Below are 14,201 nucleotides of genomic sequence, written 5' to 3' on the forward strand. Positions count from 1 at the left end.
TAAACGTATTAATTACTTCAACCTTAATCAGGCATTACAACTTTTGGGTTCGATAATTCAACAATGATTAGAATTAGTACTAATTCTTTAAATACTAACAAACTTAAATACAATTAAAAACAATTAAAAATGGAAACAGTAGAAATTAAAAAAGAAGAAACACAAAAAATCAATGCAGATCAATTAAAACAATTACAAGATTTCAATGTCTTTATGGACAAAGCTAGATTATCGTTAGGAGAATTATCTATTCAATATGAATTTCAAAAAGCTGAAATTCTTTCTCAAATTTCTATGCAACAACAAGAAATTGCTGAATTAGAAAAAGAAATTAAAGAAGAATACGGAGACATTCGCGTTAACATTGAATCTGGAGAAATTGTAAAACAATAAAGCTTCAAAAGCTCATAAACACTATAAGGGATCGCAAATTATTAATCTATTCGATTCCTTATAGTTTTATTAAGTGTTCACACTTTTAACTGCAAAAAATCCTTCTTTTATTATTCTTTTTCTCTTATAATACAAAAACTAGCAGTTAATCCCCCTTATTATTTCAAATTCAAATTAGATTAAAAAAACTTAATCTATCTAAAAGCTTTTACATTTTAATCTAATGCAGATTTTGGACACAATCAATTTAAATAAGCATATCTATCTTAAAAGATAATTTTAAAAATAAAAAAATGGGTATAGATCATAACAGAATAAAAGTATCTGATTTAGAGACAAATCAGGCAAATAAAATCCTTACCACAAACGAAAAGGGAGAAATACAGTTTAGTGATCTTGATAATATAAAAATAGACAGCTACAATGGACTTGATTACAACATTTCAGGTAAAGCTCTAGATGCTAGGCAAGGTAAAGTTTTAAATGACTTAATTTCTGATACGAGTTCAGCTATTTTATCTAATACAACAGCTTTAGCTAGTAAAGAAAATAGTTCTAATAAATCAAATGATATAGGCGATCTTGATAGCACAACAAAATTTCCAGTTTTTAAGGTAATTACTGATTGGGTTTCATCAATTTTTAAAAAAAAATATGTTTTTGTAGTAGATAATAACGCTACTACCTATACTTTAAAACTTTCTGACGGAACTAATAATACATTAATCAGACATAATAATACCGCTGCAATTACAGAAATAATTCCAACTAATGCAACAGTAGCATTTCCAATTGGAACAGAAATTAAAAGTATTTCAACAGGTGTTGGTTTACGTACGGTTGTGCCCGCATCAGGAGTGACAATTATAAATAACGTCTCATTAATCTCTGCTCAAAATCAAATGATGCGATTTCTTAAAACGGATGTTAACACCTGGATAGTAACTGGCGATGTTGGTTTTGAAAAAGATATAAAATTGACGAGTTACTTGAATACCCGAAATGATGGACAATTATCAACGAATAAAGTACTAAGCACAGATGCAAACGGTAATTTAAAAATGTATTTTATTTCAACATCTCCTGCTCCATTTTTGCAGGAATTGCAACCAGATGCATATTTACCAAGCACAACAGTCAATATTATTTTGAAAGGTGCTTTTTTTACACCTACAATGACGGTGGCAATCACTGGCCAAACAGTTAATTATATAACATTTATTAGTGATAATGAGGTACATGTAAATGTTAGTATTGGAAATACAGAAGGTAGTTTTCCTATCACTTTAAATAATGGATTGAGTGCAACATTTAACAATAAAATCCTAGTCATTTTAGGTGATCCTTACGTCCCAATTCAAACTGACTATATTGGTTTGACAACTGACATCAATGGAACACAATCAGGTAATTTATATACTTTAAATTATTTGAAAAATACAGCTGTGGCTATTGAGCTTGATCGAAATAATCCCAAATTATCAATACCATACAATCAAAATTTTTCAATTAGATTTAATGTAACTTGTCCGCAAGAAAACGGCACAAAAAGTATAGATTATCAACCAAAAACTGTGGTAGGAGTTTATAGAAAAACGGACAATAGTCAATTAATTGCAATTGCTCCTCACGCAACTTCGTATGATGAGTATAATTTCTTTTTTAATGATTCTCAAGTCGCTTGGCAAGCAGCAGGATCAACTGGCGTTGTAGACAACACATTATCTTCTTACAAATATAGATGGGGGCACACTTATGAAATAAGACGTGTCGGTACTGTCGTAGAATATCGCATTGACAATGTAGTCAAACATACCATCAATACAACTATAGCAGAAGATATGTACGTAAAAATAACAATGATGCCCTTCCATGTTACTAATATTAAAGTTATAAAATTAAATACTTAGTTATTACAAAAATAATACTACAACCTTCCTTTGATAAATATCTAACAAAGGCTAAAACACTTACTACTATTACTTTTGATTGTTTACCCATTTTGGTTTTCTGAGAACCTATTTATATTCAAAAGGGCAAAAAATCTTAATTATACTTGGATAAAACAGGTCGAAGCAATTAGAATATCTAATAATCAAATTTTAAAAACTACTATTACTATCTCTCAGATAAAAATATTCTTTTAGAAATCAACATTCATAAAATAGCTGTTTTATCTATTGTAAAACAAGCTTCAAAAATGAAAATGTACTTCAACTTAAAATCCGCAAGACATCTCTCTTCGTTTTGTAAACAATCGATTTGTCATTCTCAAAATATCGAATAAGAACTCATACCGAGTTATTTATGTATTTCTATTTGACAAAATGATAGGAATAATCATTCAATACGTTTACCAAAACTATCAATAAACTCAATTTTTAAATCATAATTAAAAAATATAAATGAACAAGTATCACAACAGAATAAAAGTTGCCGATTTAGAAACAAATGAGCCAAACAAAATTCTAGCCACTAACGGCAATGGCGAATTAGAGTTTAGCGACATCACCTATGTAACATCAGACGCCTACAATGGCCTTGACTACAACATTGCAGGAAAATCGTTGGATGCCAGACAAGGAAAAGTATTAAAAAACTTAATTGATAATATCAACTCAATACTTGTTTCTGATAATCCCAATTTAAACACGCTTCAAGAATTAGTAAATGCTCTTCAAGTAGTTCAAAATTCATTAAACACTATTTTAGTAAATAATTTAACCACTGGCGGAACCTCAAAAGCGTTGACTGCCGAAATGGGAAAAACGTTACAAAATAATAAAGTTGATAAAGTTAGTGGGAAAAGTCTGTTGTCAGACAATGAAATTAGTCGTCTTGCAACATTATCTAATTATACACACCCTGCTAATCACCCACCAGAAATCATTCTTCAGGATCCAAACAATAGATTTGTAAGCGATGCTGAAAAAGCAATCTGGAATGCTAAACAAACAAATATTGCGGTGGGAACGACAGCCCAATATTATAGAGGAGACAAAACTTGGCAAACTCTTGATAAAACGGCAACAGGTTTACCAAACGTTGACAACACTGCGGATGCTAATAAAAGTGTACTATCCGCATCAAAACTTACGACTCCTAGAACCATCAACAATGTAGCTTTTGACGGTTCGGCTAACATAACAATCAATGCCGTAGACGCTACTGCTAGAATTCCAGTTTCTGAAAAAGGTGCTGCAAATGGTGTAGCAACTCTTGATGCCAGCGGAATTATTTTGACTACACAACTACCAAGTTATGTCGATGATGTTTTGGAATTTACAAATATGGCAGGTTTTCCTTCAACTGGAGAAGCAGGAAAAATTTATGTCGCCAAAGACACCAACAAAACATACCGCTGGGGAGGTTCAGCTTATGTCTATATCACAAGCGGAGCAGTCGATAGTGTGTCTGGAAAAACAGGGATTGTAACATTGGTTAAGGGCGATGTTGGTCTTGGAAATGTTGACAATACTGCCGATACAACTAAAAATGTATTATCTGCATCTAAACTGACAACCCCAAGAACAATCAACGGTACGGCTTTCGACGGTTCGGCAAATATTACGATAACGGATTCAACAAAAGAAAACAGCATCGCCTCGGGTTCTCAAACGCAATATTTCAGAGGAGATAAGACTTGGCAGACGCTTGACAAAGCAGCAACAGGTTTATCAAATGTTGACAATACTGCCGATGCAACTAAAAACGTATTATCTGCATCTAAGCTCACAACTCCTCGAACAATCAACGGTACGGCTTTCGACGGTTCTGCCAATATCACAATCAATGCCGTAGACGCAACCGCTAGAATCCCTGCTTCTGAAAAAGGCGTGGCAAACGGGGTCGCAACCCTTGATGCAAGCGGACTCATTCCAACGACACAGCTACCAAGCTATGTCGATGATGTTCTGGAATTTACAAACTTGGCTGGTTTTCCTGCAACTGGAGAGGCAGGAAAAATTTATGTCGCCAAAGACACCAACAAAACATACCGCTGGGGAGGTTCGGCTTATGTCTATATCACAAGCGGAGCAGTCGATAGCGTTTCTGGAAAAACAGGAATTGTAACATTGGTTAAGGGAGATGTCGGCCTTGGAAGCGTTGACAATACTGCCGATGCAACTAAAAACGTATTATCTGCATCTAAACTGACAACTCCTAGAACAATCAACGGCACGGCTTTCGACGGTTCTGCAAATATTACGATAACGGATTCAACAAAAGAAAACAGCATTGCTGCGGGATCTCAAACACAATATTTCAGAGGAGACAAGACTTGGCAAGATCTTTCTACAGCTGTTAGAACTTCAAATTTAACAGGTTTTACGTCAAGTTCTGGTTCAGTATCAGCTAGCGACACAGTTTTATCTGCTATTCAAAAGGTAGATGGCAATACTAATTTGAAATTGCCATTAACTGGAGGGACAATAACAGGAAATCTAAATCTGACAGGAAATTTAGATGGAACTTCTAGTAGTTTAATAACTGATTTCATTTTAGATACTCATCCTGAATCAAGTTCAGTCATAGTGCCATTTATGAATAATGATATTTCATATTTGACACTTAGAGGAGGAACGGCATCAGCAACTGATAATATTGGAACGGTAAATCCTAACATTTTTGATGGAACTCCATCTTATACAACTTTTAATCCAACGACTTGGGGTACACATCCTGAAGGATATGTAATTGAAATGACATTCCATAAAAACTTTAATTACAGTTCTAAGGTGGGAGTATCATTTGGTAACGCAGGCTGGCGATCAAAATATGTCAAAATAGAGATGTATGACGCTGTAACGCAAGTTTATTCTACCGCTTTAGAAACTAGTACCAATGCTAGTCAAATTGTACAAGTAGCTGTTTCTCCAGGGGGAAGTGGTACAAATGGTTTCTCTAAAATGAGAATGACATTTAATGATTTCCAAACTGCGAATAATTTTAGAATTGCCCAAATTTGGTTAGTAAATTTTAGTAGCGCAGGAATAAAGGAAATTGCATTAGGCCGAGATGGTGGTACATTATATGGCCAATTAACAGGTACTACTGCAACATTCAATACAGTGAATGGTTCTTTAAATGGCAACGCTTCTTCTGCTACAAAATTAGCAACAGCAAGAACAATAAACAATGTCGCATTTGATGGTACGTCAAACATCGTTATTACTGATTCCACAAAACAAAATATAGGTGCAACATTTTTTGTAGGGACAACTTCTATTGCAAACAATAGAGCAAGTGCTTCTCAAACTCTTACAGGAGTAAGTATTGACGGAAACGCTGCTACTGTTGGAAACATTTTACCAAGTCAGATAGTTTCAGGTACAACTAACTCCGCAACATCTAACGGTAGAGTTGATCTAAATACCTTAACAAAATCTGGATTTTATACTGCAGGTGGAGGTGCTACTAATTGTCCTGAAACGGGTAGGTTAATTTTAACAGGCTATGATAATGCCACAAATATTTATAGAGGTAATCTATTACTTGGCGATAGCGGAGATTTTTGGACCAGAACCGAAGGGGGAACTACAAATTCATGGACATCTTGGAGAAAATCATTAGATTCTTCAAATTTTAATTTATACACTCCAACTTTAACAGGAACTGGTGCTAGTGGAACATGGGGCATTAATATTACAGGAAATTCTAACACGGCAACCACTTTACAAACAGCTAGAACAATTAATGGAGTTTCATTTAATGGTTCGGCGAATATTACCATAAATGCAGTCGATTCAACTTCAAGAATTGCATCAAGTGAAAAAGGTACTGCAAATGGAGTAGCAACATTAGATGCGAGTGGACTTATTCCAACTAGTCAATTGCCAAGTTATGTTGATGACGTTTTAGAATATACAAACTTAGCTGGTTTTCCTGCAACTGGAGAAACAGGTAAAATATATGTTGCTAAAGATACTAACAAAACTTATCGTTGGGGAGGAAGTGCTTATGTTTATATTACGAGTGGCGCTGTAGATAGTGTTTCGGGAAAAACAGGTGTAGTAACATTAGTCAAAGGTGATGTTGGACTAGGAAATGTAGATAATACTTCAGATGCAACTAAAAATGTTTTATCAGCTACCAAATTAACCACAGCAAGAACAATTAATAATGTCGCTTTTGATGGTTCTGCAAACATCACTATTGTCGATGCTACAAAACAAGCAATTGGTTCGACCTTTTTTGTTGGGACGACTTCAATTGCAAACAATAGAGCAAGTGCTTCTCAAACGCTAACAGGAGTAAGTATTGACGGAAATGCTGAAACTTCAACATCAACAAAAAGGATATCATTTGTTGATGGACCAAGAACTTTAAGTGACCGTTTACCAAATTCATTTGCACGAACAGTAAATTTTGATTTTGTTAATGCTTCGGTAGTTGGTGGATCAGGCAACTACGGCGGTGTTATGACATTTGCACCTTGGGACGGTCTTACAACTTCAACAGGTGATTCTTCATATCAATTAGCCTTTAGAAATGAATCCGGCACCAATGGTTCTGGATTACCAGGGCTAAGATTGCGTAAAGGAATTGATACTACTTGGGGCAGTTGGTATGATATGATTCACTCAGGCAATTATAATTCTTATTCACCTACCTTAACAGGAGCAGGAGCTTCCGGTACATGGGGCATAAATATTTCTGGCAGTGTTAGTGGTTCATCAAGATATGTTGATTTATTAGCAAATAGAACGGATGTTGCGGCTTATCCAATTTTATGGGGTACAAATCAAGCCACAAATCCACTTACTGGTAATGCTTCAACTTATGCATTTTCATGTGATGCCGTAAAAATTCAATCAAGTACCGGAACTGTAATAGCAAATTCATTTTCTGGAAATAGTTTTATTTCTAAGCCCAATAGTGATTCAAAAACATTATATGTTGGAAATGTACCTAGTGCAACAACAACACAAGCTTCAATAGCAGTATCAAATGGAAATTTATATCTTGACGCTGCGAACACTTATTCGACATACATTAATTGCAATTCGGGTTATATGACCTTATTTGGAAATGGTGCCGGAGGTCCAAGTGGAGCATATATTACAACATCAGGTGTAGTTACTGGATCAAGTTTGGTTTCATCATCAACAGTTACTGCCAACCAATATTTCAATACTTCATCAGGAGCAGGTAATGGTTATGGTTTCTGGTCAGGACATCCAAGCTCATATGGCATTTTGATGTCAGATGCAGGAAATGGCAGCTATGGAGGCAGAATAAGCGGTGAAACGTCATCAGATTACAATATGTACTTTTCGATGGCGCAAGGAACCAATCGAGGTTTCGTTTTTAGAAATGGTACAACAGCAATAGCTTCTATTAATGCTGATGGTTTAAGAACCTCGTCAGATATAATTGCATTTTCATCTTCAGATGAACGTCTTAAAGACAATGTAAAGAAAATTGTAGATCCTCTAAAAAAATTAAGTTTAATTAATGGATATACATTTGACTGGAATGACAAACAATCAAGTTATGCTGGTAATGATGTTGGAGTAATTGCACAAGAAATAGAAAAAGTTATGCCTCAAATTGTAACAACGAGAGATAACGGATTCAAAGCGGTAAAATATGAAAAAATTGTACCTCTTCTTATTGAAGTTTGTAAAGAACAACAAGCGCAAATTGATGATTTAAAACAGTTAGTAAATAAATTAATTAAATAATAACCAATACCTCCTATTGGGTCAATAATTGAATGAAATCAATACTGAGAAACCCAAACTAAAGGAGATCATAATAGAATTAAGACTGGTGAATTTGGAGCTATTATTATAGTAGCTCCAAAAACACTTATTCTAATTAAGATATACTTAAAGATAATAACTGTTTTAGAAAATTAAACCATTAAACAACAACAGATTATAAATAGATTTTTTTACTAATAAAAAATAAATAAAAAATGCCTTTAAACTCTTCCGGGCCGATATCAATAGGAAACATCTGCGATCAGAAAGGTATTCCCTACAGTAATGCGTCTTTAACGACCTTATCAACCACCAATATTAACAGTTCCAGTCCAGCAAAACCTAATGGAATTGCACCACATAGCTTAAGCGAGTTTTATAGCTACGATCATACCTTTATAGCACCATCTATTACCATTAACGGATATAGTGCTGGATATCTTTATTTTACAATAGCTGGAACAGGATATTCACCTGTAACATTTACCATAAAAACAAGTACAGTATCACCAGATGGGCCTTGGGAATATAATACAGCGGGATCTACCTCTCCAAGAATAATAGGTGTTCCTACTGCAACAACATGGTATCAAATTTTTGATCAGTCAACTACAAGTATCGTATCAAATGTTTACCAATATGTAGTTGCAGCAGATACAGTTGCACCTACCGTTCCTGCAAGCATAAATTGTGACTACGGATCAGGTTCTCCACAAACCTCAATTCTTATTGAATGGAGTGCATCGACAGATAATTTTGGAGTGGCGGGTTATCATTTACAGAGAAAAACAGGAACAACAGGTACTTGGACGACTAAATATACTGGCCCAAATCGATCTTATCAAGATTCTGGTACACAAAACACAACCTATTATTACCAGATTCGCGCTTATGATAGTGCAGGAAACTATTCAAATTTCTCGTCATCAACATCTTGGACAACCGCTGCTATTATATGCTTTGTCGAAGGCACTTTAATTACCTTATCAGATGGTACTGAAAAACCAATTGAAACACTAACAATTAATGATTTATTATTATCATCCGAAATCGATACTCTTAATGATACAAATGATGTAAATAAACTTTATGAATGGTCTTGCAACTATTTAACTGAAAACAGAGTTAAATCGCCAATAGCGAACATTGAACCAAAAATCGCCTATAGAACGATTATTATTAATAATGGATTATTAGAAGCAACACCAATGCACTCTCAATTAATTTGCAGAAATGGAATTTGGAAATTCATTCCGATAAAAGATATTAAAATTGGAGATCATTTATATGGAATTGATAAAAACATTGTATTAGTAACATCAGTTTCTATCAATCTAGAAAAAAAATATGTTTATCCACTTTCATTAAGCCCTTCTCATACCTATTTCGCAAACGGAATATTGACACATAATATCAAAAAAGAAGATTAATTCAAATATGAAATATGAAGTCGACAGAAGTAATTTAACAAATATTAAAGTAATCGCTACTTTAGACATTTTATTTGAGGAATCGATTGGTATTTGGGTAACTGACAAACCTATGAGCAAAAAATCTAGATGCTTATTTCAGGAACAAATGTCCAAAACATGGTGGGAAACTGAGGACTTGGGAAGATATTGCAATCATGCGTTAATACCAAACACAACTGTTGTTTTTCATCAAAATCAATTAGAATTAATAACAAACAAACCAATATTTTGTGGAGAAGAAATTTTAGTTGATTATAGAAAAATAACCGATTATACTGGATACATTCCAATTATAAACTTTTGAAAAATGAGCACAAATCTATGCAATATCTGCGAAGTAAATATTTTACATCATTTAGACCAAGTCAGTATCTCTTTTTTAATATTCTATAAAAAGACAAAAACATAAATCCTAAAAGATCCAATAGTAGGCTAAAAATTTATTTCTCAGCTGAACTTCAAAACCTCAATATTCTTATTGAGGTTTTTTTTATTTGTAAAAGCCGCATCATTTTAAATATTTATTCCATTCAATTTTGTATTTCGTTTTTTATAAGTAAATTCATTCTATATTTTCAACCTAATTTTTTGCTAGAAAAGCAATCTTGAAATTAATTGTTTTAAACTTAATCAATGATAGAACAGCAAATAGAATTTGTTCAAACAAATATACAAGCAATAAATGAAGTCAATTTTAATCTTAATGACACTAAAGATGGCATTACATTATTTGGCTCAATAACCAACTTAAAGACATTCATAAAAGGGTATTTCATTACCAGATTAAATGAAACCGATTTTAATAATCAACTTATTAAAGAATTTGCGGAAAAGAATTTTGTCAAGACCAAAATAGTCGCAATTGCAAATCAATATTTTATAGCAAAATCTGATTTACAATCTTTTTATGATGATGTTTTACAGAAGAAATTGGTTAACGAAATAAACAAAAACGATTTCATAAATAATTCTCTTGATTTTATTCAAAAAAGTGTCGAAAACCCATATCATTTTGGATACGTAAAAACTTCGATCAAAAAAATATTGGAAAAACAATATGATTTTATTTTCTCCAATGGTTTTCCAACAAATCTTTTAAATATTAATACTGGCGTAATGACTGCAAATGCAGGAGATAGTGCGCAGTTTTTGTTTTTAGCTCGAGCTATTTTGGCAGGATACAACTGTTCAAATGTTGATGTCCGTTCTAGCAGATATGATGCTGTAGTCGATTTCAACAATATCCTTTTACGTCTTCAAATCAAAGGCGTTTCTAGCAGCAATGCCATAAGTTTTAAAGATAGAGATCGTGGCGGACAAGGTATTGATCATACTCACATTACTAACAAAGGAAAAAGAATAACTTCTGCCGATTGCGATATTTATGTTGCCGTAGATAAAGAAGTTGGAATTTGCTATTTAATCCCAATGAGTTATGTCGATAATTTGGATGAAAGCCAAATTACAAGCATTAATTTAAACGGCTTGAAACAATACAAAGAAAACTGGAATGTAATTGCAGAAGTTGCAGAATCGAAAAAAGCATGAAACTGACCTACCAAAAGAAAAATGAAGGGGAATATTATTTTGTCAGCAATCCGAAACCTTTTAACGGAATCTCGATCGATAAAACTGACGTGGAAAAAGTTTTGAATTTTGCCTATTCCATGTGCTTTGGAGAAGGACATCACAGATCAACAAGAACCGGAGGGCAATACAGTCGAAAAAATGGCGAAAAATTCTGCAATACTTTTCAAGGAAAATTAGCTGAAGTTGTACTTTACAATCATTTTAAATCAAATGCTGTCGAATGCAACGAACCCGATTTTGGAATTTACAGCGAAGGAATTTGGGATGATTCTGATTTAGAGATTCAAAACAAAAAAATCAATATAAAATCAGCTGCATCACAATCAAATCTCTTACTACTTGAAACAAAGGATTGGACTTTAGATGCACAATATATCCCAAATCTTACTAATGGATCAACAAATAAATACGACTATTTTATTTTGGTCCGAATCAATCCTGATATCAAAAAACTATTTCGAAACCAGAGACTAATGTTCAATAATGAAATTCCAAAAACAATAATTGAAGAACTTATTTTTGCTTCATCCTGGACATATGACATTGCTGGATATTGCAGTAACGAAGATTTAAAGAAAGCTATTGCTACTAAAGATATTTTACCGCAAAATTCTATTTTAAACCAATATACAAAAATGGATGCTGAAAACTACTATATTCAGTGTGGAAATATGAGTAACATTGAAGAACTTATATCAAAATTCTCCATCTCTCAGACGCAAAATAAATCTATTTAACAGATTTTAAAACCTTCATTATATTTTTTGAAACAGCTTCAATAACTGGCACACTAACTGAATTTCCAGCTTGTTTATATAAATGTGAATTGGCCATTTTTGGAATTTTAAAACCGTCAGGAAAACCTTGAAATCGTAAACATTCTCTTGGAGTCAATTTTCTAAATCCGAAATCAGTTTTTATTAAAGGCACATTATGTCCACCTGTTCCCATATTTGCAGTCAATGTAGGACAGACATTTGATTTGTTTTCCCTCACATACTGCCTTCTAAATTGATAAACAGTTTTATCTGAAGTCATTTCCTCCTGAAGCATTTTATACATATAACGGTCTTCGTTATAATAAAATTCGTCTCCAACTTTTTCATCTATAATGACATCCTTTATGGTTTTTGTCAATTTATCTTCTTTCGGAAATTCAAAAACTTCCTCAGCATTTTTAACAACATCTTTATCAAATGCAACAATAAAAATACGCTCTCTATTATGCGGAATATTCCCGTAGTCTTTAGTATTTAACACTTTAGATTGAAAAGAATAATTTCTGTCACGTAATGATTTTTCAATCACTTTCATCGTGTTTCCGTGATCGTGCGTTACTAGATTTTTTACATTTTCCAAAAAAACCACTTTTGGCCTCATGGTATCAACAAAATCTAATATTCTAAAAAAATGATTTCCTCTATTGTCGTCAAAACCTTTTCTATAACCTGCAACAGAAAATGGCTGGCACGGAAAACCTGCTGTAAGTACATCAATTTTAGGAATTCCATCAACATCTAATTGCAATACATCACCTTCAATTAAATTATGTTTAAAATTTTCTTTGTATGTAATGCAGGCATTTTTATCATATTCGTTTGCCCAAAGCAAATCAAAACCTGAATTTCTAAATCCTAAACAAATCCCTCCAATACCGGCATATAGACTTCCAACAGTAAATTTATTGCTCATTTTATATATCACTAATTATACTATGCGACTTTAATTGCATTTAATCATTTTTACAAAGATAGCTATTCAAAATCGAATAAAATATTGCTTTTAAAATTTCAAAAAATAATTTTAAATCAAAGTTCTCTCGTTGAAAACCAAAAAACATAAGGCATTAAAAATCATTTATTTAAAAACAAAAATTACCTTAATTGATAATTTTGAAAGACTAATTTTTAATTCGTAATTTAGTTATTGTAAATTTTGAAAAGATAACTTTAAAACTTTAAAATATGCGTCATATTCTACTACTTTCGGTAATAATTCTAGCTTTTTCATGCAAAAAAGAAGATCAAACCCCAAATTTAAAAGATTATTTTACCTACGAAAAAAATAATGCTATAGAAAGCGCAGGAGTAAAAATGATTCCGATAAAAACACCTGTTGGAGATTTTAAAGTCTGGACAAAACGTTTTGGAAACAACCCAAAAATAAAAATACTTTTACTACACGGCGGTCCAGCAATGACACACGAGTACATGGAATGTTTCGAAACTTTTTTTCAGCGTGAAGGATTTGAGTTTTATGAATACGATCAACTTGGCTCGTATTACAGTGATCAACCAAAAGATAGCAGTTTATGGACTACGGAGCGATTTGTTGAAGAGGTAGAACAGGTACGGAAAGCAATTGGTGCAGACAATAGCAATTTTTATATTTTAGGAAATTCATGGGGCGGCATTCTTGCAACAGAATATGCTTTAAAATATCAAAAAAATATGAAAGCATTATTAGTTTCAAACATGGTTGCCAGTGCTCCAGAATACAAAAAATATGCTGAAGAGGTTTTAGCTAAGCAAATGAAACCAGAAGTATTAGCAGAAATTAGATCATTAGAAGCAAAAAAAGATTTCAATAATCCAAGATACATGGAACTATTAATTCCGAATTTCTACCATGAACATCTATGCCGATTAGAAGAATGGCCTGATGGTTTAAACAGATCGGGAAAACATATTAATAATGAAATTTATACCATTATGCAAGGACCTAGTGAATTTGGAATAAGTGGTCGATTAGCAAAATGGGATGTCAAAAATCGCTTGCATGAAATAGAAATTCCAACTCTCATGATTGGCGCCAAATATGACACGATGGATCCAAAAGCAATGGAAGAACAAAGCAAGTTAGTCAAAAATGGACACTATTTATATTGTCCAAACGGAAGTCATCTTGCAATGTGGGATGATCAGCAAGTCTACATGAATGGTGTTATTGATTTTATTCATAATGTAGATTTGAAAAAAATCTAATACAATAATCATTATGGGGCCGTGCTGTCCGCCACATCTTTGCTGGAGATCTT

General features: G+C 33.1%; 9 protein-coding genes. 8 read left to right on the forward strand and 1 reads right to left on the reverse strand.

Features of this window, described 5'->3' with window-relative positions; all coding sequences use genetic code 11:
- Positions 1-129 precede the first annotated feature (129 nt).
- The 7 genes from AAYQ19_RS21590 to AAYQ19_RS21620 all read left to right on the forward strand — a co-directional run bounded on the left by AAYQ19_RS21590 (position 130) and on the right by AAYQ19_RS21620 (position 11,901).
- Positions 130-393, forward strand: a complete 264-nt coding sequence (locus AAYQ19_RS21590; RefSeq protein ID WP_343539260.1) for a hypothetical protein — start codon at positions 130-132, stop codon at positions 391-393.
- Positions 394-686: 293 nt separating this feature from the next.
- On the forward strand, positions 687-2,303 hold the full coding sequence (locus AAYQ19_RS21595; RefSeq protein WP_343539262.1) for a hypothetical protein: 1,617 nt from the start codon (positions 687-689) through the stop codon (positions 2,301-2,303).
- A 495-nt stretch (positions 2,304-2,798) separates the two neighbouring features.
- Positions 2,799-8,081 (forward strand): tail fiber domain-containing protein, encoded by a 5,283-nt coding sequence (locus tag AAYQ19_RS21600; protein ID WP_343539263.1) that lies wholly within the window; start codon positions 2,799-2,801, stop codon positions 8,079-8,081.
- A 236-nt stretch (positions 8,082-8,317) separates the two neighbouring features.
- Positions 8,318-9,532, forward strand: a complete 1,215-nt coding sequence (locus AAYQ19_RS21605) for an intein-containing protein (protein WP_343539265.1) — start codon at positions 8,318-8,320, stop codon at positions 9,530-9,532.
- 7 nt (positions 9,533-9,539) lie between these two features.
- Positions 9,540-9,878, forward strand: a complete 339-nt coding sequence (locus AAYQ19_RS21610; protein WP_343539267.1) for an SET domain-containing protein — start codon at positions 9,540-9,542, stop codon at positions 9,876-9,878.
- Between the two features lie 329 nt (positions 9,879-10,207).
- On the forward strand, positions 10,208-11,122 hold the full coding sequence (locus AAYQ19_RS21615) for a hypothetical protein (RefSeq protein ID WP_343539269.1): 915 nt from the start codon (positions 10,208-10,210) through the stop codon (positions 11,120-11,122).
- Positions 11,119-11,901 (forward strand): hypothetical protein, encoded by a 783-nt coding sequence (locus tag AAYQ19_RS21620; protein ID WP_343539271.1) that lies wholly within the window; start codon positions 11,119-11,121, stop codon positions 11,899-11,901. The genes AAYQ19_RS21615 and AAYQ19_RS21620 overlap by 4 nt, the downstream gene beginning before the upstream one ends.
- Here AAYQ19_RS21620 and dcm read toward each other — a convergent pair.
- Positions 11,894-12,856 carry a DNA (cytosine-5-)-methyltransferase gene (gene dcm / locus AAYQ19_RS21625; RefSeq protein ID WP_343539272.1) on the reverse strand — a complete coding sequence of 321 codons (963 nt, stop codon included), beginning with the start codon at positions 12,854-12,856 and terminating at the stop codon, positions 11,894-11,896. The genes AAYQ19_RS21620 and dcm overlap by 8 nt on opposite strands.
- 272 nt (positions 12,857-13,128) lie before the next feature.
- On the opposite strand from dcm, the gene AAYQ19_RS21630 reads away from it, so the two are divergent.
- Positions 13,129-14,148 (forward strand): proline iminopeptidase-family hydrolase, encoded by a 1,020-nt coding sequence (locus AAYQ19_RS21630; protein WP_343539274.1) that lies wholly within the window; start codon positions 13,129-13,131, stop codon positions 14,146-14,148.
- Positions 14,149-14,201 lie beyond the last annotated feature (53 nt).

The organism is Flavobacterium mesophilum, assembly GCF_039581405.1.
Taxonomy (GTDB): domain Bacteria; phylum Bacteroidota; class Bacteroidia; order Flavobacteriales; family Flavobacteriaceae; genus Flavobacterium.

Coding starts and splice junctions, on each gene's coding strand:
- AAYQ19_RS21590 (WP_343539260.1), top strand. CDS start 130: ATGGAAACAGTAGAAATTAAAAAAGAAGAAACACAAAAAATCAATGCA.
- AAYQ19_RS21595 (WP_343539262.1), top strand. CDS start 687: ATGGGTATAGATCATAACAGAATAAAAGTATCTGATTTAGAGACAAAT.
- AAYQ19_RS21600 (WP_343539263.1), top strand. CDS start 2,799: ATGAACAAGTATCACAACAGAATAAAAGTTGCCGATTTAGAAACAAAT.
- AAYQ19_RS21605 (WP_343539265.1), top strand. CDS start 8,318: ATGCCTTTAAACTCTTCCGGGCCGATATCAATAGGAAACATCTGCGAT.
- AAYQ19_RS21610 (WP_343539267.1), top strand. CDS start 9,540: ATGAAATATGAAGTCGACAGAAGTAATTTAACAAATATTAAAGTAATC.
- AAYQ19_RS21615 (WP_343539269.1), top strand. CDS start 10,208: ATGATAGAACAGCAAATAGAATTTGTTCAAACAAATATACAAGCAATA.
- AAYQ19_RS21620 (WP_343539271.1), top strand. CDS start 11,119: ATGAAACTGACCTACCAAAAGAAAAATGAAGGGGAATATTATTTTGTC.
- dcm (WP_343539272.1), bottom strand. CDS start 12,856: ATGAGCAATAAATTTACTGTTGGAAGTCTATATGCCGGTATTGGAGGG.
- AAYQ19_RS21630 (WP_343539274.1), top strand. CDS start 13,129: ATGCGTCATATTCTACTACTTTCGGTAATAATTCTAGCTTTTTCATGC.